The organism is Fictibacillus sp. NPDC058756 (assembly GCF_042746035.1).
Classification (GTDB): Bacteria; Bacillota; Bacilli; order Bacillales; family Fictibacillaceae; genus Fictibacillus.
Genome location: NZ_JBHYPU010000001.1, coordinates 1,431,385 through 1,452,884, shown reverse-complemented (window position 1 = coordinate 1,452,884; position 21,500 = coordinate 1,431,385). Strand labels below are relative to the sequence as shown.

The following is a 21,500-nucleotide window of genomic DNA, read 5'->3' as shown; positions in this document are numbered from 1 at the left end:
TCCTTTGACTAGTTAGTATGTCAAAAGTTAATTATTGTTTATTTGGATTATTGCCATCTTGCTGAGTTTCAGCAAGTTCTATTGTTTGATCAGCCGGACTGGTTGGTACAGATATATTTCTTAAGCAAAAATAAATCAGAAAATGCCCTGCACCCAATATTGGCAATAAAAGCGGAATACCTTTTTCTTCTGAAAGATAATTTATGACAAGCAAGAATATAAGAATTGAAAATATTCTTCCTGCGTTAAGGAAAAATTCACGAACTACAATATACTCAATCCTTTTTTCATAAATTCCGCGGCATTTCCCAATAATGTCATAAGTTAATGAAACATAAGGAACAAGAAGAAGCGGATACGCTATAGATACAGATATGCCGTATATTATTAGCAGTGTAAAAGAAACAGGTACAAGAAGCATGAATGGAGAGATGAACAATAATAAACCGCCAGCGAAGATCCCTTTTTTCCTATGCCATGGCTTTAAATAATGAGAAACGATATAGTACCCAATAAAAGAAACAACTGATTGAACAAATCCGAATGTTCCAAGTGCAAATTCGCTCTGTGAGGTTGTATAAACCCAGATCACGATTAAAAAAATAAACGTCCCTTCCCGCAAACCTTGAAAGAAATGAGCATTCAACAATTGGAACCAGGCTTTGTTTTCTCTTCTTTCTTGAAAAACTTCTGTTAACCCAAAATGCCCATCGGCTTTTCTTCTTTTTAAAAAGAAACTGATCACTACAGCAACTAAGAATAAAACCATTGAAATCGTAAAAATGGTTTCATATCCTGAATGTTTGTCCATCCTTGTAATAATAAATCCTGCACTTAAAGGACCGATCATACCGGATAACGAATTCAATACACCCAGGTAGCCATTGAAAAAATCTCTAGTTTCAGGTTCAGTCACTTCTAAAGTCAGAACATTAAAGGCAAGCCAATAAAATCCCAAACCGAAACCTAACACTGCCCCTAACCCAAACAAATAATGACTTGCAAGTGAACCCATAAAAAGAACACCTATATAAAACAACGCAAGAATGACAACACCAATTCTTAACACAATAACCCGGTCAATTTTTTTAGCAAACCACCCTGCCAAGTAAAATGCGACAGGCTGCATGACTACAATAGATAAATTATAAAAAGCGATATCTTCCAATTCGCCGGATTGTTTCCACAAAAAAATGTTAACAAATGTATTAGATAAAGCAGTGCTTAGAGTAAATAAACCGCCGACAAATAGAAGTAAAAAAAGATCTCTAGGGTATTGGTCGTCTTCCATGAATTTTTTCCATATCATGTTATTCGCCCCTTTACATATCGTCGTTAGTGTCTTTCAAGAGTAAAAGGGCTATTCATTATTTAACTAATTGGCTTTAATTGTATAAGGAGACAGAAATATGTTTGAATATTGGATTTATCATGATCAGCACTTTGGTATACCTTTGGTTTTAGAAGATGATTTAAATTCGAGGAAAAATGAAGATTCCTTAGAGCCTAAAGGGGATCGTATCTGGTTTTTCAAAGCAAGAAACCTTTTTGTCATTCAGTCCAGTGTTCCTTTTGGAGACGGCAATTTATTACTTGATGACTTACTAATAAAATTAGCAAAGAATTATGAAATCCATGACAAAGGCATAATAAAAAGCTGCTGGGATGCCAGCAGCTTTCATTAAACTTATTTTGCTTCGTTATAACGCTTATCAACTTCATCCCAGTTTACTACATTCCAGAATGCCGCAATGTAATCAGGACGCTTGTTTTGATATTTCAAATAATAAGCATGTTCCCAAACATCCAAACCAAGAATAGGTGTCTTGCCTTCCATAACTGGGTTGTCTTGGTTTGGAGTGCTTGTAACTTCAAGCTCACCATTGTTTACAACTAACCAAGCCCAGCCAGATCCAAATCTTGTTTTACCTGCGTTTGCAAATTCCTCTTTAAACGCTTCAAGGCTTCCAAACTTGCTGTTGATTTTATCAGCAAGTTCGCCAGATGGAGCGTTTGCTCCGCCTGGTGCGATTACTTCCCAGAAAAGACTGTGGTTAGCATGTCCGCCGCCATTATTTCTTACTGCTGTTTGAATGTTTTGCGGAAGAGAATCAAGGTTTGAAAGAATATCTTCTAGAGACTTATTTTCAAATTCTGATTGACCCTCAAGTGCAGCATTAAGGTTATCAACATATGTTTTATGGTGACGACCGTGGTGGATCTCCATTGTTTCTTTGTCAATATGCGGTTCAAGTGCGCTTGATTCATAAGGTAATGCAGGCAGTTCAAATTTAGCCATGTTCATTTCCTCCTTAAAATATGTAGTGTTTTTTATTTTCATTTTCAAGGATAATCTTGAAAAGTGAAACCATTTAATCAACTTACTTGTTTAAAAAGTGATTTAACAATTTTACCTTATCAAATTTAGTCTAAACTTTCAATTCTTAAACACTGTACCCTTTTATAAAACAAAAAAACCTTACGATTAGCGTAAGGTTTTAGTATGTATACATATGGTGGCTCGAGACGGAATCGAACCGCCGACACGAGGATTTTCAGTCCTCTGCTCTACCGACTGAGCTATCGAGCCAAAAAATATGGAGGAGGTAGAGGGATTCGAACCCCCGCGGGCTGTTACACCCCTGTCGGTTTTCAAGACCGATCCCTTCAGCCGGACTTGGGTATACCTCCTCGACTTTGGTGGACCCTGTAGGACTCGAACCTACGACCAATCGGTTATGAGCCGACCGCTCTGACCAACTGAGCTAAGGGTCCATGAGAGAAAATATAGTTATGTAAGTAAGAAATGGGGCGGACGAGGGGAATCGAACCCCCGAATGTCGGAACCACAATCCGATGCGTTAACCACTTCGCCACGACCGCCATCGTGAAGAAAAAAACATTTTGGTAGCGGCGGAGGGAGTCGAACCCACGACCTCACGGGTATGAACCGTACGCTCTAGCCAGCTGAGCTACACCGCCAAAATGGCTCCACAGGTAGGACTCGAACCTACGACCGATCGGTTAACAGCCGATAGCTCTACCACTGAGCTACTGTGGAATAATGAATTAACATTATTTAAGGACAAGAACTACTATAGCATGTAGACTTATTTAATGTCAATAACAATTTAAAAGTTCTTCAAACGAACACATGTACTTTTTTTGAACAAAAATAATATAGCATGCAATAGAGGATTAAGCAAGGTCGATTTATAGTACTTGGTAATAAAAATAACCAATCATTAAAGCCTGAGTAAATACTTTTATGATAGTGGTTCCTACAAACGCAAGAACAGTTCCTATACCAATCGAAACTGCAGACTTAAAACCTGTTTTATGGAAGATCAATTCAGCAAGCACAGCACCTAAAAAAGGACCTATGAGTATCCCTGCTACTGGTATAACGAATGGACCAGCGATCAGTCCTATTGTACTCCCCCACATCGCTGCTTTAGAGCCTCCTTTCTTTTTCACTGCATATGCATTACCAGCATAATCTATAACAAATAAGCTGATAAACAATAATACCTGGATAATGATGAATAATGGTGAAAATTTTTCAAAAGAAAAAGCAAATCCATAAATTAAGAATCCGGCTGCTAAAAATAGTACACCCGGCAGGATTGGGTAAATCAATGCTAAAAAACTGATAACAAATACAACAGCAATTAAGACCCAATAAACAGTTTCCAAATCACCATCACCTTTCAAAAATAATGCCAAACAAAAACCCAGAAGATAAAAATCTCCTGGGCTTCATTTTACTTCTCTAATACCGCTTCTGCAATGTTAACTGCATGGTCACCTATTCTTTCAAGGTTACTTACGATATCAACGAATACAATACCGGCATTTCCGTCACAGGCGCCTTCATTCATACGCATAATATGCTGTTTACGGAGTGTTCGCTCCATCTTATCAATTTTGTCTTCCATGCCAAGAACTTCTGTTGCAAGTTCCACATTATTTTGTTCTAATGCTTTTACAGCTTTATCTACTGTAGAAACAGTTAAATTGAACATTTCATCTAAATCTTGTTTAGCAGTGTCAGTCAGCCGCACGTTATTTCGCAGCTGATAATCAACAAGCTCAATGATATTCTCCATATGATCCCCGATTCTTTCGATATCACGAGTTGTGTCTAAAAGCATCGAGTGTTCATTAGATTCTTGTGGTGTTAACGGATGAGCAGACAGTTTTACAAGATATGATGTTATTTGGCGGTCGAGATTATTAATTGCTTCTTCGTATTGAAGAGCTAAAACCGAATTTTTTTTGTCCATCTTTGTTAAATAATCTATTGCCTCTTTTAAACCTGCTTGTGAAAAATTAGCCATTCGAATGATTTCCTTTTTCGCCTGTCTTATGGCTAAGGTCGGTGAGGTTGCTAAAACGATTTCATCAAGATGTTTCGCTTTATATTCTATTATATTATCTTCACCTTTTATTAATTTTGTTACTAATAAAACTAGCACTCCAATAAACCAAAACTGAATCAAGACATTGGTTAGATTAAACGTTCCATGAGCAAATGCTATTTGCATCGCTGGTTCCAGATTGAGTTTTCCAGCTAAATATTCAATATATCTTTGGAAAGGCACTAAAAAGACCATAAAAATTATAGTACCTAACACATTGAAGATCACATGTGTTAAAGCCGCGCGACGTGCGGCAACCGTGGTTCCGATTGCTGCTAGGACTGCAGTAATCGTTGTACCGATGTTGTCTCCAAACAAAACAGGCAAAGCCGCTTTTAGACTAATCAAATCCTGAGCATATAATTCTTGTAAAATACCAATAGTTGCACTAGATGACTGAACGATTAACGTAAATAATGTACCGATTACTACTCCGAGGATCGGACTATCACTCATAGATACCGTAAGCTCTTCAAAAGCTCCTAAATTGCTTAATGGCTGCATACCTTCACCCATTAGTTTTAATCCTAGGAAAAGTGATCCAAATCCAAAAATAATTTGTCCTACATAATTCCATTTAGGATTTTTAAAGAAGAAAATAAGAACAGATCCTACAGCAATTATTGGCAGTGCATATTCTCCAATTTCAATACCAATTATGAAAGAAGTTACCGTTGTACCAATGTTCGCTCCCATAATAATACCAATTGCTTGCCGTAGTGTTAAAAATCCTGCATTTACTAGCCCCACCGTCAGAACTGTTGTCCCTGAACTACTCTGAATAAGTACTGTTACAAATATTCCAGCTAAAACACCCATAAAAGGATTAGTTGTTAATTTATCAAGTATTTCACGCAAGCGGTCTCCAGCGGAATTTTGGAGCCCATCTCCCATATATTTTATTCCGAATAAGAAGATCCCTAATCCACCTAGAAATTGAAATAGCATTTCTTGAAAATCCAATCATTACATCTCCCTACTACTATCTATGTAAACCTTTGACATTATCTCTATTTATAAACTTTATGTAAATAAAAATATGAGTTTTGTAATATTACCTTTACAATCAATTCTTATTGTCGATTGATATATGTTCATGTACACTAATTATGCCTAACAAATAAAGGAGTTTTTTATGAAATTACATATTCGTTTTATTAAAAGTTTATATTCTATAAAATCCATCGCTAGTTTTCGTTTTCAAGGTGTGGGCAGCACCATTCTGTACGTTTTATTGTTAACCCTCTTATGCATGCTACCTGTTTTCATTCTTTTTTTAATCAATCTTATATCAGATAAACAGCCTTTAAATAATTTTGAAAATTTCGGACTAAATCCTGATCAAATGCAAAACTTTGCTTCTACATTGGATGGAATCTTCCCGATCATTATTGCGGTCATATATTTAGTAATGTACGTCTTGTTTTCAGGAATTTTGTTTTCAGGCGCTTCAATATTAGCTGGACTTTCGATTCCTATAACTAAGATCTTTGGAAAACGACTTCCTTATAGGCATCTTTGGGTTTTATCATGTTATTCCATCACCTTGCCAACAGTCTTATTAACGATACTCTTTATGATGGATCTGCATATCCCTGATTCATTTATGTGGTTTTGGATGTTAGCTTTTTTCATTTGTATTCTTGCTATTACAAAAACACCCAAAAAAAAATAAGAAAGCGGCTACTGAGCCGCTTTTTTTTATGCCTATTTAAAGAGTGATTTGATCGCATCTATGATTGCGATTAGAAAATCAATTATCTTTTGGAAGAAAGACTGTGTTTCTTCTTTATTTAAGAAATCACCAAGATTGTCACTGATGTTCTTTAAATCGTTTTGAACTTGATCCCAATCAATATTTAAGTCTTTCATTTTATTAAACAAAGCAATCAGTCCGTTTAGCTCTTCTTGGGTAAGTTCGATCCCCATGTCCTTCGCAACTTTTTCAATCAATGCTCGAAGATCGTCTTCAGATTGTACCGGATTTTTTGCAATTTCTTCTTTTACTCGAGTCATGAGCTCAGTTGCTTCTTTTGCACCAATTCTTTCCCCAAGTTCTGCAGTTTTGACCATTTCTTCATTCGCTACTTGCTTTTGAGCTTCTGGTATTTCGATTTGTGCTGTTGTTTCGTATGCTTTAAGAATCCCAGTTAATGCAGCTGTTCCTGAAACTTCAAATGGTGCTGTTACATAGATTTCAGCATCTGTAACACCTGCAGTAGTCAATGCATTCATATACATTTCTTCAGTTACCCAGTTGATATTGTTCGTTTTAACAGAGAGTCCCTGATCTTTTTCGCCTACTGTAATTTTAGAAGATGATATAGCTTTCGAACCAATTTGAGCCTTCGATATATAATCACCTAAGTATTTGTGTTCTTCTTCATTTGTTACCGTTACGGTTTGGACATCAGGTGATACTTCCATCTCTTTTAAAAGAGAATTTTTCTGTTCATCTGTAAGATTTTGTCCAAGCGTGACAATTACGTCTCCTGGAGCTGCATCTGCAAACATCTTTAATGGTGCTATAAATAGAGCAGCAGCCATGATTGACAGCAATGCAAATATTTTTGCCTTTTTCATACAGTTAACCTCTCCCCTCGGTACAACTACATTGATACGTATGAAAATTTATTTTGTGTCCATTACACCTTTCCATTTTACACCAATGCCCGTATCAAAGTCACTTTTAACTTGTCATAAAACAATAGGACAAGCATATAGTTCAATATGAGAAAGGAGAGGGAAAATATGAAGCGTTTTTTGACAGGCTGTTCAATTCTTCTGATTCTATATGTGGTTGCTTACGATCTTAAAATTGGTACACTCCCTCAAACTCAGCCGGTGAATGCAGAAATTCAAACATCAGGCAAAAATAATAATTATAAAACTTATGAAGCTGGTCCTGGAGATACATTAATTTCAGTAGTAGAGGAATTAAATTCTCATGGCGGGTATACCATCACAACAATGATAAAAGACTTTAAATCACTGAATCCAGGAGTGAATCCTGAAAACATTCAATTAGGAAAAACATATAAATTTCCTATATATAAAAAGACAGAAAGGTAACAATACTTGTCAAAACAAAATAATCCCTGCTAAAATGAACTGATGATAGGACAGAATAATACTGTCAATTTGATAAAAGGAGCGATTCACCAAATGAGTGAAATCACCCACCGTTCTAAAACAAGACCTGTAAAAGTCGGACCTTTAACAATTGGAGGATCTGACCAGGTTATCGTACAAAGTATGACGACTACAAAAACACACGATGTTGAAGCGACAGTCGCTGAAATAAAACGTTTAGAAGAAGCCGGCTGCCAGATTGTCCGAGTTGCATGTCCAGATATGCGTGCTGCTGAAGCAATTGCAGATATTAAAAAGCAGATCAGCATACCTTTGGTTGTTGATATTCATTTTGATTATAAGCTTGCCCTAAAAGCAATTGAAGGCGGAGCTGATAAAATCAGAATTAATCCAGGGAACATTGGAAGACGGGAAAAAGTTGAAGCCGTTGTTAAAGCTGCGAAAGCAAAAGGAATTCCAATCCGCATTGGCGTAAATGCTGGTTCATTAGAAAAGAAGTATCTTGAAAAATACGGCTACCCTACAGCAGAGGGTATGGTAGAAAGTGCTCTCGAACACATCCGGATCTTAGAAGAACTAGACTTTCACGATATTATCGTTTCGATGAAAGCATCTGATGTTAATTTGGCTATTGAAGCATACGAAAAGGCATCTAAAGCATTCAATTACCCATTACACCTTGGAATAACTGAATCAGGCACACTTTTTGCTGGAACTGTAAAAAGTGCAGCAGGCCTGGGAGTAATCCTCCATAAAGGTATTGGAAATACGGTCCGCATTTCACTAAGTGCTGATCCTGTCGAAGAAGTTAAAGTTGCCCGGGAATTATTAAAATCCTTTGGCCTTCTTTCAGATGCAGCAACTTTAATTTCATGTCCAACATGCGGACGTATAGAAATAGATCTTATTTCAATCGCAAATGAAGTTGAAGAGTATATCTCAAAAGTGCGCGCACCGATTAAAGTAGCCGTTTTAGGATGTGCAGTTAATGGTCCTGGCGAAGCAAGAGAAGCGGATATCGGCATTGCCGGTGCTCGCGGAGAAGGTTTGCTTTTCCGTCATGGTGAAATCGTACGAAAGATTCCAGAGGATCAGTTGCTGGATGAACTAAAAAAAGAAGTCGATATTTTAGCCAAAGCTCATGAAGAAAAATTAAAAGCACAGCAAGCATAAAAAAAGCTCCCGTTACGGGGGCTTTTTTCTGTATAAATTAACAAAGTTTATGGACTCCTTTGCATTTGATGAGCTAAATTAAGATTCCAAAAAATCGCACGTTAATTTAAACAATCCCACGTTAGGCACCTATAATCGCATGTTAAATTGCATTTATCGAATTTTCGACAAAACGCTGAAACTCAATGATAATAAAAAAGAAGAAGCCGCAGCTTCTTCTTTGCTCCTTCTTACATTAAAAGAATGGTGCGAAAAATAAGGAAATAATTATGGAAACGATACCGAGTCCAATTGCCCAATTTCCCAGGGTTTTTGCACCTTGTCTTCTGGCCACAAATCCAACGATAATACCTGCTCCCCCAAATAAAACTGGAGCAATAAACAAAGAAAGAACAGAGAGGATTAAAGCGATAACACCTGTCGCTTTTCCGCCTTCTCTTTCACGTTCTTCTTCATGCCCGGGTCTATGGTCCCTGTCTGCATAACGCGGACGTTCGCTTTCAGGATAAACCATGTCACTATTTACTGGTACAGCTTCAGCTGCCATCTCTTCCCGATAGTCAGCTTCATTTATATTACGTTCATATCTGTCATCTGCCATCATGTTTCCCCCTCTTTTAGTCTTAAGGAGCGTTCTTATTATGGCATTAATTGTGGTATTTCATAGATGTTAAGTTATGGGGATTGATTCTAAAAGAAAGAGGCCTATTTAGAGGCCCCTTTCTTAATGTTTTGATTTAAAAGTATGACAGCACGTTTCAGCTGGATCATGTGCATGATCTTTGTGGGCAGCATCTCCAACTAATTCACCATTGGTACTCATGTCATAAGAATTATTTGCATGTCTGTCAATTTCCACAAGGATCGCATCAGCGATACAATTGTTTCCTTCGCCCCAATAGGTGCAATTCGATACATTACATTTAACTTCAGGCATAAAAAAACCTCCTTTAATTATAGCTTGGCTAAATTAAAGGAGGAACATACTTATAAAAATCATAATTTCAATTTTTGCATTCCTTGCAATAACCATAGATCTCGAATTTATGACCTGTCACATCAAACCCATTCAATTCACTGTTTAACACTTCCATCGGACACGTATGAATGGACTTTGTGCTTCCGCAAGTTAAACAAATTAAATGATGATGATGCTCATTATGGGAACAAGTGAACCGGAATTTTCGTTCGCCTTCCCATTCTGTTTCTTCAAGCAGTCCAAGTTCCACGAAAGTTGTTAAGTTTCTGTATATCGTATCAAAACTTAATCCAGGATATTGATTCTTTAGGGATTCCTGAACATCTTTTGCTGAAAGATATCTTTTTTCACGTGCAAAGAGGGTAAGAAGATCTTTTCGTTTTTCTGTGTATTTGTATCCTTTTTCTTTTAACAAATCCATTGCATCTTCAATTGTTAATGCGAATCTCACAGTTATCCCGCCTTCCGTGAACCCATAAACTTCTTATAGAATATAGACAAGCTCAAAATAATAATCAGGCATACTACAATTGTACCACCAGAAGCAAGATCTAAATAATATGATAAAAACATACCAGCAATAACCGCAGTTTCGCCAAAAAGAACTGAAAGCCATATCGTTTGTTTAAATCCAGTAGCTATTCTAATGCTTGCCGCTACGGGCAAAGTCATGAGAGAAGAAACCAAAAGAATTCCTACAATTTTCATGGATGCAGCAATAACTAACGCTGTAATAGCCATAAATGCAATTAAAATCCAGTTGCTTCTGATTCCTGAAAGCTTACCCTGTTCTTCATCAAATGACAGAACAAACAATTCTTTATACATAAAGAATACAAATGCGAGTACAACCACTAATATTGCAAATACTGTCCAAACATCCGATTGCTTAACCGCTATAATACTGCCGAATAAATAATTAAACAGATCTGTATTAAATCCATCTGCCATTGAAATAAAAATAACACTTAAACCTATTCCAGCTGACATGATAATCGGGATTGCTAATTCTTCATAATGCTTATAAACTTTTCGAAGCTGTTCGATAAAAACAGCACCGCCAACAGAGAAAGCCATACCCATATATACCGGATTAGCTCCCGCAAATACTGTAAACCACTTTCCAAGTAACAGGTTTGCTGCTATTCCAGCCAGGGTTATATGCGAAAGAGCATCTGCTATAAGGGCTTGACGTCTGACGACAATAAACACTCCTAAAACAGGAGCTAACAGACCGACCATAATCCCAGTTAAAAAGGCATTTTGTAAAAATTCATATTTTAAAAAAGGTAACATCCGTTCATCCCCTTACTCGTGATCATGGTCATGATGAATAACATGAACATGATGCCCATAAAAAGCAGACATGTTTTCTGAAGAACTTTCTTCGAATTCTTTTGTATTCCCATGAAAATGTATCTGCTTATTTAAACAAGCTACATCAGTAACATAGTTAGTCATAACGCCAACATCATGTGTAACTAAAACGAGTGTCATTTTATTTTCACGATGTAAATTCTTCAGCATTTTATAAAATGACTCTGAAGATTCGATATCAACACCAACTGTAGGCTCATCTAAAATAAGTAGTTCGGGATCGCTGACCAAAGCCCGAGCTATAAAGATGCGCTGCTGCTGGCCACCTGAGAGTTCTCCTATATTTCGATTCGCAAAATCTTCCATGTTAACAGCTTTTAAAGCATCCCATACCTTCTGCTTATCAGAAGATTTTAAAAAGCGGAATAAACCAACCTTTCCGAATAATCCCATTGAAACAACTTCAAATGCAGTAGCTGGAAATGCGGTATTAAAGCTATTAGCTTTTTGGGAAACATATCCGACTTTTTCCCACTTATTAAATTTTTGAACTTTTTCGCCAAAAAGAGATACGCTGCCTTGCTGCGGTTTCAATAGCCCTAGAATACATTTTATGAGTGTTGACTTCCCAGATCCATTTGGGCCTACAAGTCCCAAGAAAGAACCTTGTTTAACTTCAATCGTTACATGTTCAAGAACGTTTTTCTCACCATAATGGAAGGATAAATCATCCACTAGAATCGCTGGATTATTTATTTTTTTCTCCACAATAATCCTCCCTGTAAAAAATATAAGTAGTAATGAGTACGATTTAAAACTGTCTCATAGTATACACGAAAAAAATAGAAAGTAAAACAACATGCCTGATCAATCTGCATGCTGCATCACTTTCAAAATCGTTTACAGCCTTGAGTCTGCACTTAATAACACTTTCACCGTTTGCTCTAATTGTGACGGTGAAACAATTAAATCAGCCTCCGTTAAATATTTTTCTTCAAGTGTTGTTTCAACAGCGAGACAAAAAGCCCCAGCTTGTTTTGCTGATTTTATTCCAAGCGGAGCGTTTTCAATTACGAGCCATTCTGAAGGAGTAAAGGAAAGATTACTCATTGCTTTCAAATATGGTTCAGGTGATGGTTTCCCCTCTGTCACATCGTCCCCTGTTATAACAGAATTAAATTCTACAGGAAGCATTTCAAGCACTTCATCGACAAATTCTCTTCTGCTTCCTGTTACTAATGAAATTGGAATTTCTTTTTTATATAGATATTCGAAAAGAGATAAAGTCTCTTTAATAAATGAATAATTTGCGTTTTCCTTAAAATAATATCTTTTTATTACATAAATATCTTCAATAACTTCTTCGGTAACTGGCAGTTGAGAGGATTTGAAAATATCCATTATCGTCTTTCGGCCAGGCATCCCTTCTCTTAAATAAAACTCAAGCTCATTATAATCGTATCCTTTTTCCTTGAATGCAAAGCGCCATGCTTCTACATGGTGCGGCATAGTATGGACAACAACTCCATCCATATCAAAACAAACTGCTTTAATACTCATATTTCAACCTGCCTTTTATGTATAAATTCAATAATCAATAAGACATATTTTATTATTATAGAACAAAATGTCCGAGAATAAATAAACAGAAGCTGAAATTTGATTCAGCTTCTGATTAAAAACTATTTATTGTATTCCCTTAATAACCGTCTTCGTGTTCCATTCCATCATTTCTTTGTATGAATCTCCATCTTCACCTGGTTTGCCTAAAGAATCAGTAAAGACTTTTCCTTTTATAGGTACTCCAGTTTCTTTAGATACGGTTTCCATGCTTCTTGGATCAACACTTGTTTCTACAAAAAGAGCGGAAACATTTCCTTGTTTAATAAAGTCAACCAGACTTTTGATTTGCTGCGGCGTACCTTGGTTTTCAGAGTTTATCTCCCAAACGTATGCTGTGTTCATATTGTATGCTTCTCCAAAATACTTAAAAGCACCTTCACTCGTTATCAGAACACGTTTTTCTTCTGGAATCTTAGCAATTTCAGTTAAAGTTTCATCGTGCAGTTTCTTTAATTCTGAAATATATTTTTCTGCGTTTTGTTCGTAATATTTTTTGTTTTCTGGATCCTCTTTTATGAGTGCATCTCTTATGTTTTCAACATAGATGATTCCATTATCGATATTCATCCATGCATGAGGATCAGGTTCTTTCTCCAACCCTTTTGATTCAAGATGAATGGCTTTCACGCCTTCACTTACCCGATAAACAGGGGCATCTTTCCCATCTTTATCTGCAGTCTTTAAAAGCTTTTCAAACCACGAATTACCTTCTTCAAGATTCAGCCCGTTATAAAATACAACATCCGCATCAGTGGTTTTTAAAACGTCTTCAGGAAGCGGATCATATTCATGCGGATTAGATCCAATCGGTACCATGCTGTGTACATCTACTTTATCTCCGCCTACATTTTTTACTAAATCATAGATAATGGAATAGGTCGTAACTACTTCTACCTTTTCAGATTCACCTTTCCCTGAACTGCATCCTGCCAATGCCGCTAATAATGCTCCAGCTAAAATAATACTTGCCGCTTTTTTAAACATTTATATGCCTCCCTTTTATTGCATCAGCTCGGCTCTGTTCTTTCTCGCTTTTAGTGCTTTCCACACTAATCCTTGAGAAGGAGAAAAGAAGAATGCCATTGCAAACATAAATGCAGAAACCAAAACGATCGTAGCACCTGATGCAAGATTATAAATAAAACTAAAGTACAATCCGAGCACAGAAGCGATTATCCCAAAGAATGCCGCAAGATAAATCATGACTGACAATCTATTTGTAAGCAGATAAGCGGTTGCTGCCGGAGTAATTAACATTGCCACTACCAAAACGATACCTACTGTTTGAAGAGAAGCTACTGTGACCATTGTAAGGACCACCATAAGTGCATAATGAATCCATTTATTCGGAAGTCCATAGCTCTCTGCCATTGTCGGATCAAATGTCGAAACAAGCAGTTCCTTATAAAATAAGGTAACGAGGCCTATTACTAATACACCAATTCCAACTGTTATCCACATGTCACTCATTCGAACAGCCAGAACATTTCCAAACAAGATATGATACAAATCCGCACTGCTCTTCATGAGAGTGATGATTACGATCCCTACTGCGAACATACTCGTGAACATGATACCAATCGCCATATCATGCTTAATTCGGCTGTTTTGACTGACATAACCTATCCCAATGGCAGTTAATACTCCAGTAATAACTGCTCCGAAGAAAAAGCTGATTCCAAGCATATAACTGATTGCAACTCCAGGTAAAACAGCGTGGGAGATTGCATCCCCCATTAATGACATGCCTCTTAAAATGATAAAACAACCTACAATTCCGCATATAACACCGACCATAACTGAAGTAAATAACGCTTTTTGAAGAAATTCATACTGAAATAGCGCTTCAAAAAAATCGATCATATTCATAATGTAACATTCACCCCTTTTGGCTGAAGAAATGAAAATTGATTTGCGTACGCTTTCGTAATTACTTCCGGCTGAAGCACTTCTTCAGCTGCACCATAGTGGATCATGTGCTGATTTAATAAAAGCAGATGATCAAAATAAGATTCCGCTTTGCTTAAATCATGGTGTACGACAAGAATTGTCTTTCCTTCCTTTTTTAAATCTCTAAGAATATTAATAATAGTTTCTTCACTAGCCACATCAATACCAACAAAAGGTTCATCGAGAAAAAATAATTCTGCTTTTTGAGCAAGAGCTCTCGCCAGAAAAACCCTTTGCTGCTGTCCTCCTGAAAGTTCTCCGATCTGACGGCCGCTGAAATTTTCCATCCCGACCGTTTTCAGACATTCTCGAGCCCACTCTCTATCACTTTTGGAAGGCCGTTTAAACAGACCTAGCTTAGGATAAGTACCAAGCAGCACTACATCGATTACAGTGATAGGAAAATCCCAGTCAATATCTGAACGCTGAGGAACATAAGCAATGTTCTTTTTCCACTTCTTTAACGGTTCACCAAATATTTTTATATTGCCTTTATCTTTTGAAATTAAGTTTAAAGCCGCCTTCATCAAGGTGGATTTACCTGCCCCATTTGGTCCGATAATACCGACAAGACTTCCTTTTTTCACAGAAAACGTAATGTCTTTTACAACTTGATTTCCTAAATACGAGACGAACAATCGCTCGATCTCTAATGCATGTTCCATAGAAAAAAGACCTCCTTTTTCGCTTGGCAACCTCTTTTGCCTTCGTGCAACTTTTAATTAAAAAAATAATCCCTTCACAATGTATGTTTCGAAAAGGATGAAAGTGACTAAATTTGAATGAAAGTAAATGTTTCCTTTAGGCAACTTTTTTACTTAAGTCAAATTATATAGTGTGGACACAAAATTGTAAATGATTTTTTCTAGCCATATTTCTACATTTGCTATATAATCATCTCTGGCAGGCAACTGCTGGGTGGGAGAGGGTTTGTTTTTTAGTTTTTAAGAGAGGAATACATGAAACAAGATCAAGTTTCAATCAAAAAAGAAGTGCTCGCAGGTATAACATCATTTTTCACGATCGCTTATATAATTATTGTTAACCCATTAATTTTAGCCGATGCTGGAATGCCTTATGAAGGTGTTGTATTAGCGACAATTCTTACTTCTGTAGTTGGGTGTTTAATTATGGGACTGTATGCAAATGCTCCTATTATTCTGACACCAGGTATGGGTGTGAACGCATTTTTCACCTATACGATTGTTCAAGGAATGAATTTAAGCTGGCAAGAAGCACTCGCCGCTGTTGTTTTATCAGGTATTTTATTTTTAATTGTTGCTTCTACCCCTTTAAAGGACATACTTTCCAAAAGTATCCCTCAATCTTTAAAGCATAGCATTACTGTAGGTATTGGTTTATTCTTGACGTTTATCGGACTTCAAAAAGGCGGTATTATTGAAGCCAGCTCTGCTACTTTTGTTAAATTAGGACATTTAGACCGTCCTGATGCTATTCTCACAATGGCTGGCCTGGCAATAACGCTTGCTTTGTTCTTAAAAAATGTTAAAGGAAGTTTCCTGATTGGTATTGCTTTAACAACTTTGATTGGTTTCATGATGGGACATACTCAAGAAGTTAAAAGAATGTCTGAAGGATTTTCATTCAAGCCTTTTGGTGAATTGCTGTTCGCTTTTGATTTCTCTGGAATTACTGAATTATCTTTCTGGATCGCTACCTTTTCACTCACCATGATCATTACTTTTGAAAACATGGGATTGTTATACGGATTGCTGCCAGACCAGAAAAAGTTTCCTAAAGCGTTTCAAGCCAATGCTGCCTCTTCTATCGTATCTGGATTATTTGGTACAAGTCCAACTATTTCGACGGTAGAAAGTGCATCTGGAATAACTGAAGGCGGAAGAACTGGAATAACAAGCATTACGGTTGCTGTCTTATTTATTGGGTCCATTTTTGCAGCTCCATTCATTGCTTATATTCCCGATGGTGCCATTGCGCCGGTTTTAATCATAATTGGCGGCCTTATGGTTCAGCAGATTCAGCATATTCCATTAGCGGACTTCACTGAAATGTTTCCATCATTTTTAATTATTGCTTTGATTCCTTTAACATACAGTATAGTTGATGGTCTTGCTTTTGGATTTATTGCCTATCCTTTGATTAAATGGATGTCTGGCCAGAAAAAGCAAGTTCCCGCTACAATGTATGTAATAGCGTTCTTATTTTTTATGAACTTTGTACTTCACACCATTATTTAAATGAATTTTTAAGACTCTGGATATTTTCCAGAGTCTTTTTTAGCACTTTCTCCGCTCCTGGCTCATACAATGAAAAAGTCAGGAGGGAGTTCCTTATGAATCCAATTATTGTGCACTTTGTTAACCAAAAACTGAATACAATCAGTCCAAACGAATTAATATCACTTGCAGCACAATATCAGCTTCCCATTTCACAAAGCGAAGCCGTTCAAATCGTAAACATATTACGCCGGCAGACTATTGATATAAAAAATCTTAGTCAGCGTAAACAAATTATTGCAACGATCGCAAAAGAAGTCAGCCCTGAAAAAGCGAACTACATTCAGTACTTAATCCAGACATACATTGACAGATAAAAAGACCGCACAGCTAAAGCTGTGCGGCTTTTTTTTGGCTCATTTCTAAAAGATGTTGGAGCGGAAGGTGCGAGACTCCTGCGGGACGAGCGGTCAGGTGAGACCACTCAAAGGCGCAAAGCGGCGAGGGGGCTCACCGCACGCCCCGCGGAAAGCGAAGCAACCTGGAGCGGAAGCAACTACTCGCAAGAGCAACAAAGTTTTGCAAAAACAATCTTACGAACAGTTCTTTTATAGAGCTAGAAGTTTATTCTGCAGATCTGGATCAAACTCTTTTGCTTTTATCATTTCAATCTCTAATTGATAAGGCGGTTTCTTATTATTCTTATCTGTACCAACATATGGTGTTTCGAGGATTTTCGGAATATCCTTAAACGATTCATGATGGACAATATAACTTAGAGCATCAAACCCGATATGGCCAAATCCAATGTTTTCATGTCTGTCTTTTGATGCACCGCAAATATTTTTGCTGTCGTTAATATGGAAGACTTTAATCCGGTCCTTGCCGATAATTTTATCGAATTCATTTATTACCCCATCAAAATCGTTTACGATATCATACCCTGCATCATGTGTATGACATGTATCGAAACAAATAGAAAGTTTCTCGTTAAGGGTAACCCCATCAATAATCTGTGCTAATTCTTCAAATGTTCTTCCGCATTCGGATCCTTTGCCTGCCATCGTTTCCAAAGCGATTTGAACGTTTTGTTCTTTAGTTAACACTTCATTGAGACCTTCAATAATCTTTTTAATTCCAATTTCGGAGCCTTCCCCTACATGTGCACCCGGATGCAAAACAATCTGTCTTGCACCTAAGGCTTCTGTTCGTTCAATCTCTCTTCTTAAGAAGTCAACACCCAGTTCAAAAGTTTCAGGCTTTACCGCATTACCTATATTAATAATATAAGGTGCATGAACGACAATATCAGCGATGCCGTTTTCAATCATGTGTTTCGTACCAGCTTCGATATTAAGGTCTTCAATCTTTTTTCGTCTCGTGTTTTGAGGTGCTCCTGTATAGATCATGAAAGTGTTTGCACCATAAGAAACAGCCTCTTCACTGGCAGCTAAGAGCATTTTCTTGCCGCTCATTGAGACGTGTGAACCGATTTTAATCATACTTTCCCCTCTTCTCCACGAAAGAATCTCTATCTTTGATTTCTTCTTTTCTTTTTCATTAACTTTTTCTTTTGCTCATCCATCTTCTTTTTATAGCCCGGTTTAACTTTACGAGGTTTAGGTACATAAATACCATCCTGCTCCTTGGAAACTGTAGTCTTTTCTCTTTGCTTTACAGCTACCCACTCACCATTCTTATATTGTTCATACGTAAAACTGATTTTTTTCTCTTTCAGTTTTTGTACAGAATGCTGATCCGTTTGTTCAAACAGAGAGGCACAGATACCTGACATGCCTGCACGGCCAGTCCGTCCGGCTCTATGGATATAAAAATCAAGATCCTTAGGAAACTCATAGTTAATAATGTGGCTGACACCTTTAATATCAATTCCGCGTGCAGCTAGGTCAGTCGCAACTAAGAATTGAAATTCGGCCTTTTGTACTCGCTTCATGATATTCTTTCTCGTTCGAGGTGGTATATCACCATGTAAACGCTCTACACTCAATCCTTCAGCAGCCATCGCATCTGAAATTTCATCTACTGTTTTTTTGGTGTTTGCAAAAATAATCGCAAAATACGGATTATAGTTCTTTGCAGTTTTAATCAGCATAGGAAGCTTATCATTATGTTTTGTCTGGATAAGAACATGCTTGATATCTTTAGCTGTAATATGCTGAGGTTCAACATGAACATGTTTTGGATTTTTCATGTATTTCTTCAAGAAAGGCTGCAGCTTCTCTGGCACTGTTGCTGAGAAAACCATCATCTGAAGTTCATTTGCCATGCGGGATGCGATCATATCAACATCTTCAATAAAGCCCATGTCCAGCATCTGGTCAGCCTCGTCTACTACGAGCATGTTTGCAGTATATACAATTAGTTCTTGTGCGTTCACCAGGTCTTTAATCCGTCCTGGCGTACCTATAACAAGCTGAGGAACTGTCTTAAGCTTTTCTGCCATCCTTTTTCTGTCGGTTCCACCAACTATTGCTTTAGCTTTAATCTGTTTATCTTCAGGCATATGCTCTGAAATTTTCAAGAATTCATTATAGATCTGCTGTGCCAATTCACGTGTTGGTGCTGTAATTACAGCTTGAACCTCTTCTTTTTGGATATCGATCCTGTGCATTAACGGAAGCAAGAATGCAAATGTCTTCCCAGATCCAGTTTGGGATTGCCCTATCATGTCTTGTCCATTAATGATTCCTGGTATTACACGTTCTTGAATATCGGTTGGTTTTTCAAATCCAATACCACTTAATGCAGCTTGGAGCGATTCATTTATTTTTAACCGTTCAAACGGAGATTTCATACGCTCACCTTTTCTTTTTTCAAATATAAATCTATTCACTTTTAGTATTATAGAGTAAGTTTTGTATTTCCGCCAATCATCCTTGATTTTCGTTAAGAAAACCGGGATAAATATCACACATGTTTTCTTGAATTCATATTCTGTTTATGAGCGTATTATTTTGGAAAGGAGGGGGAATTATGCAGCCTTTTTACAGATACCCAACTCAGCCTCAGCATCCAATGCAGCCATTTCAGGTAAATCCTCATATGCAAAATATGAATGGCATGCATGGAATGCCGCGTCATGCAGGGAATGTCGACCGTTTTTTAGGGACCATTGGCAGCGGAGGAAGTATAACTGGCGGAACAAGTATTTTCACGATGTTAAACAATGTACAAAAGGTTTTAAAAGTTGCCGAAACTATGGGACCTATGATTAAACAGTATGGACCAGCAATGAGAAACCTGCCATCCATAATGTCAGCATTAAAAGACTTTCAAAGCGGTGGTTCTGAAACTAAAGCCGAGAACAGCGCTGAGGCAGATACCTCCAAGAAAGCGGATAAAAAAGAAAAAAATGCTGAAGTAAATGAAAATACAGAACCAAAAAAGAAGGAAAAAAGAAAAAAAGATACAGAAGAAAAAGTAACAGTGTCAGGTCCAATATCCCCAAAAACTACTAAGCAGCCGCAGGCTCAAAAATTAAAAAAGGCACCGGCTAATACCAAATTAGTACCTGCAGCGCCAAAAACAAATATGCCTAAAGGTTATCACATCTCAGGACCGAAGCTATACGTATAAGTATAGTGTTTGAGTTCTTATGTTCTCTCCTTTATAATAAAGAAATACAGAAGTAAATCTCCCAAGACAGCATAGACATCTGTGCTGTCTTTTATATGAATAAAGGAGAGGTCCAATATGGAAATTATTAAAATATCTCCCCGTGGATATTGTTATGGAGTCGTAGATGCTATGGTAATGGCTCGTCAGGCAGCAAACGATCCAACCCTGCCAAGACCCATTTATATTCTTGGGATGATTGTCCATAACAAACACGTAACAGATGCCTTTGAAGACGAAGGAATCATTACACTCGATGGAAACAATCGATTAGATATCATTCGTAACATTGAATCAGGAACGGTAATTTATACGGCGCACGGTGTCTCTCCAGAAGTCAGACGTATCGCTCACGAAAAAGGACTCTATGAAATAGATGCTACTTGTCCCGATGTTACTAAAACGCATGACTTGATCAGAGAAAAAGAAAAAGAAGGTTATGAAATTATTTATATCGGTAAAAAAGGACATCCTGAGCCTGAAGGTGCAATAGGAATTGCACCCCATATCGTTCATCTTGTTGAAAATCAGGAAGACTTGGAATCATTAAATGTACAAAGTGAAAAGATCCTTATTACCAATCAAACAACTATGAGCCAATGGGATGTTGTAGATCTTATCAAACAGCTGTTAATTCGTTATCCAAAAGCTGAAGTGCATAAAGAAATCTGCTTAGCTACACAAGTCCGTCAAGAAGCAGTGGCAAATCAAGCTGGTGACTGTGACTTAGTACTTGTAGTGGGTGACCCTCGAAGCAATAACTCTAACCGTCTCGCCCAAGTCTCAGAAGAGATTGCTGGGACAAAAGCTTATCGGATTTCTGATGTATCTGAGATTGATTTAGCGTGGTTAGAGGGAGTTGAAAAAGTTGGGGTTACGTCTGGTGCGTCTACGCCAACACCGATTACTAAAGAAGTTATCGATTTCCTTAAAAATTATGATGAAAACAATCAAGAAACTTGGAAAAAAGAACGCAAGGTTCAGTTAAACCGTATCCTTCCAAAAGTAAAAGAGAAAAAATAACAAAAAAGCAAAGCTGGTTTAGTCCAGCTTTGCTTTTTTACATAGCTTTATTCTGTGAAAACACTTCATTGACAAGTTGATTGGAGC

At 37.3% G+C, this 21,500-nt stretch carries 24 protein-coding genes and 6 tRNA genes; 8 read left to right on the top strand and 22 right to left on the bottom strand.

Annotated elements, in window-relative coordinates; genetic code table 11:
* Positions 1–31 precede the first annotated feature (31 nt).
* Positions 32–1,309, bottom strand: coding sequence for an MFS transporter (locus ACFW35_RS07255; RefSeq protein WP_379844733.1), 1,278 nt, complete (start codon positions 1,307–1,309; stop codon positions 32–34).
* A gap of 100 nt (positions 1,310–1,409) precedes the next feature.
* Here ACFW35_RS07255 and ACFW35_RS07250 point away from each other — a divergent pair, with 100 nt between their 5' ends.
* Positions 1,410–1,685 (top strand): hypothetical protein, encoded by a 276-nt coding sequence (locus ACFW35_RS07250; RefSeq protein ID WP_379844731.1) that lies wholly within the window; start codon positions 1,410–1,412, stop codon positions 1,683–1,685.
* A gap of 2 nt (positions 1,686–1,687) precedes the next feature.
* Here the strand turns inward: ACFW35_RS07250 and ACFW35_RS07245 are convergent, their stop codons facing one another.
* The 9 genes from ACFW35_RS07245 to ACFW35_RS07205 form a co-directional block, all read right to left on the bottom strand.
* Complete coding sequence (locus ACFW35_RS07245; protein ID WP_379844729.1) at positions 1,688–2,299, bottom strand: superoxide dismutase; 612 nt, start codon at positions 2,297–2,299, stop codon at positions 1,688–1,690.
* 215 nt (positions 2,300–2,514) lie between these two features.
* Positions 2,515–2,590: transfer RNA gene (locus ACFW35_RS07240), tRNA-Phe, on the bottom strand.
* A gap of 8 nt (positions 2,591–2,598) precedes the next feature.
* Positions 2,599–2,691: transfer RNA gene (locus ACFW35_RS07235), tRNA-Ser, on the bottom strand.
* 7 nt (positions 2,692–2,698) lie between these two features.
* Positions 2,699–2,775: transfer RNA gene (locus ACFW35_RS07230), tRNA-Ile, on the bottom strand.
* Positions 2,776–2,807: 32 nt separating this feature from the next.
* Positions 2,808–2,883 (bottom strand) — tRNA-His (locus ACFW35_RS07225).
* A 22-nt stretch (positions 2,884–2,905) separates the two neighbouring features.
* Positions 2,906–2,982, bottom strand: a tRNA-Met gene (locus ACFW35_RS07220).
* A gap of 4 nt (positions 2,983–2,986) precedes the next feature.
* A tRNA-Asn gene (locus ACFW35_RS07215) sits at positions 2,987–3,061 on the bottom strand.
* A gap of 152 nt (positions 3,062–3,213) precedes the next feature.
* Positions 3,214–3,696, bottom strand: coding sequence for a DUF456 domain-containing protein (locus ACFW35_RS07210; RefSeq protein ID WP_379844727.1), 483 nt, complete (start codon positions 3,694–3,696; stop codon positions 3,214–3,216).
* A gap of 68 nt (positions 3,697–3,764) precedes the next feature.
* A complete protein-coding gene (locus ACFW35_RS07205; RefSeq protein WP_379847418.1) occupies positions 3,765–5,369 on the bottom strand; it encodes a Na/Pi cotransporter family protein in 1,605 nt (534 codons plus the stop codon).
* Positions 5,370–5,556: 187 nt separating this feature from the next.
* On the opposite strand from ACFW35_RS07205, the gene ACFW35_RS07200 reads away from it, so the two are divergent.
* Positions 5,557–6,096 (top strand): DUF1189 family protein, encoded by a 540-nt coding sequence (locus ACFW35_RS07200; protein WP_379844725.1) that lies wholly within the window; start codon positions 5,557–5,559, stop codon positions 6,094–6,096.
* 32 nt (positions 6,097–6,128) lie between these two features.
* Here the strand turns inward: ACFW35_RS07200 and ACFW35_RS07195 are convergent, their stop codons facing one another.
* The gene (locus tag ACFW35_RS07195) at positions 6,129–7,004 is read right to left on the bottom strand and encodes a DUF1002 domain-containing protein (RefSeq protein ID WP_379844723.1); all 876 of its coding nucleotides are present in this window, start codon (positions 7,002–7,004) and stop codon (positions 6,129–6,131) included.
* A 168-nt stretch (positions 7,005–7,172) separates the two neighbouring features.
* On the opposite strand from ACFW35_RS07195, the gene ACFW35_RS07190 reads away from it, so the two are divergent.
* Together ACFW35_RS07190 and ispG are read left to right on the top strand one after the other, a co-directional pair.
* Positions 7,173–7,493 carry a hypothetical protein gene (locus ACFW35_RS07190; protein WP_379844722.1) on the top strand — a complete coding sequence of 107 codons (321 nt, stop codon included), beginning with the start codon at positions 7,173–7,175 and terminating at the stop codon, positions 7,491–7,493.
* A gap of 93 nt (positions 7,494–7,586) precedes the next feature.
* Complete coding sequence (gene ispG, locus ACFW35_RS07185; protein WP_379844720.1) at positions 7,587–8,687, top strand: flavodoxin-dependent (E)-4-hydroxy-3-methylbut-2-enyl-diphosphate synthase; 1,101 nt, start codon at positions 7,587–7,589, stop codon at positions 8,685–8,687.
* Between the two features lie 235 nt (positions 8,688–8,922).
* Here ispG and ACFW35_RS07180 read toward each other — a convergent pair whose 3' ends face one another.
* The 9 genes from ACFW35_RS07180 to ACFW35_RS07140 form a co-directional block, all read right to left on the bottom strand.
* Positions 8,923–9,288, bottom strand: a complete 366-nt coding sequence (locus ACFW35_RS07180; RefSeq protein ID WP_379844719.1) for a DUF4190 domain-containing protein — start codon at positions 9,286–9,288, stop codon at positions 8,923–8,925.
* Positions 9,289–9,411: 123 nt separating this feature from the next.
* A complete protein-coding gene (locus ACFW35_RS07175; RefSeq protein ID WP_379844717.1) occupies positions 9,412–9,624 on the bottom strand; it encodes a DUF1540 domain-containing protein in 213 nt (70 codons plus the stop codon).
* A 67-nt stretch (positions 9,625–9,691) separates the two neighbouring features.
* Positions 9,692–10,087, bottom strand: coding sequence for a Fur family transcriptional regulator (locus tag ACFW35_RS07170; protein WP_379847416.1), 396 nt, complete (start codon positions 10,085–10,087; stop codon positions 9,692–9,694).
* A gap of 32 nt (positions 10,088–10,119) precedes the next feature.
* Positions 10,120–10,962, bottom strand: a complete 843-nt coding sequence (locus tag ACFW35_RS07165) for a metal ABC transporter permease (protein ID WP_379844716.1) — start codon at positions 10,960–10,962, stop codon at positions 10,120–10,122.
* 12 nt (positions 10,963–10,974) lie between these two features.
* The gene (locus ACFW35_RS07160; protein WP_379844714.1) at positions 10,975–11,751 is read right to left on the bottom strand and encodes a metal ABC transporter ATP-binding protein; all 777 of its coding nucleotides are present in this window, start codon (positions 11,749–11,751) and stop codon (positions 10,975–10,977) included.
* Positions 11,752–11,883: 132 nt separating this feature from the next.
* Entirely contained in the window at positions 11,884–12,543 is a 660-nt protein-coding gene (locus tag ACFW35_RS07155) for an HAD family hydrolase (protein WP_379844713.1), read from the bottom strand.
* Positions 12,544–12,669: 126 nt separating this feature from the next.
* Positions 12,670–13,590, bottom strand: coding sequence for a metal ABC transporter substrate-binding protein (locus tag ACFW35_RS07150; RefSeq protein ID WP_379844711.1), 921 nt, complete (start codon positions 13,588–13,590; stop codon positions 12,670–12,672).
* Positions 13,591–13,605: 15 nt separating this feature from the next.
* Positions 13,606–14,475 carry a metal ABC transporter permease gene (locus tag ACFW35_RS07145; protein ID WP_379844710.1) on the bottom strand — a complete coding sequence of 290 codons (870 nt, stop codon included), beginning with the start codon at positions 14,473–14,475 and terminating at the stop codon, positions 13,606–13,608.
* Positions 14,472–15,221, bottom strand: coding sequence for a metal ABC transporter ATP-binding protein (locus ACFW35_RS07140; protein ID WP_379844708.1), 750 nt, complete (start codon positions 15,219–15,221; stop codon positions 14,472–14,474). Before ACFW35_RS07140 ends, ACFW35_RS07145 begins: the two co-directional genes overlap by 4 nt.
* A gap of 294 nt (positions 15,222–15,515) precedes the next feature.
* On the opposite strand from ACFW35_RS07140, the gene ACFW35_RS07135 reads away from it, so the two are divergent.
* On the top strand, positions 15,516–16,775 hold the full coding sequence (locus ACFW35_RS07135) for an NCS2 family permease (protein WP_379844707.1): 1,260 nt from the start codon (positions 15,516–15,518) through the stop codon (positions 16,773–16,775).
* Positions 16,776–16,870: 95 nt separating this feature from the next.
* A complete protein-coding gene (locus tag ACFW35_RS07130) occupies positions 16,871–17,131 on the top strand; it encodes a DUF2624 family protein (RefSeq protein ID WP_251310641.1) in 261 nt (86 codons plus the stop codon).
* Between the two features lie 231 nt (positions 17,132–17,362).
* On the opposite strand, the gene ACFW35_RS07125 is transcribed toward ACFW35_RS07130, so the two are convergent.
* Both ACFW35_RS07125 and ACFW35_RS07120 read right to left on the bottom strand, forming a co-directional pair.
* Positions 17,363–18,256 (bottom strand): deoxyribonuclease IV, encoded by an 894-nt coding sequence (locus tag ACFW35_RS07125; RefSeq protein ID WP_379844705.1) that lies wholly within the window; start codon positions 18,254–18,256, stop codon positions 17,363–17,365.
* Positions 18,257–18,285: 29 nt separating this feature from the next.
* Positions 18,286–19,569: a DEAD/DEAH box helicase gene (locus tag ACFW35_RS07120; protein WP_379844703.1), complete on the bottom strand. Its 1,284-nt coding sequence runs from the start codon at positions 19,567–19,569 to the stop codon at positions 18,286–18,288.
* Positions 19,570–19,715: 146 nt separating this feature from the next.
* On the opposite strand from ACFW35_RS07120, the gene vrrA reads away from it, so the two are divergent.
* Complete coding sequence (gene vrrA / locus ACFW35_RS07115; protein WP_379844702.1) at positions 19,716–20,351, top strand: VrrA/YqfQ family protein; 636 nt, start codon at positions 19,716–19,718, stop codon at positions 20,349–20,351.
* Positions 20,352–20,468: 117 nt separating this feature from the next.
* A complete protein-coding gene (locus ACFW35_RS07110) occupies positions 20,469–21,413 on the top strand; it encodes a 4-hydroxy-3-methylbut-2-enyl diphosphate reductase (protein WP_379834809.1) in 945 nt (314 codons plus the stop codon).
* The last annotated feature ends 87 nt before the right edge of the window (positions 21,414–21,500 follow it).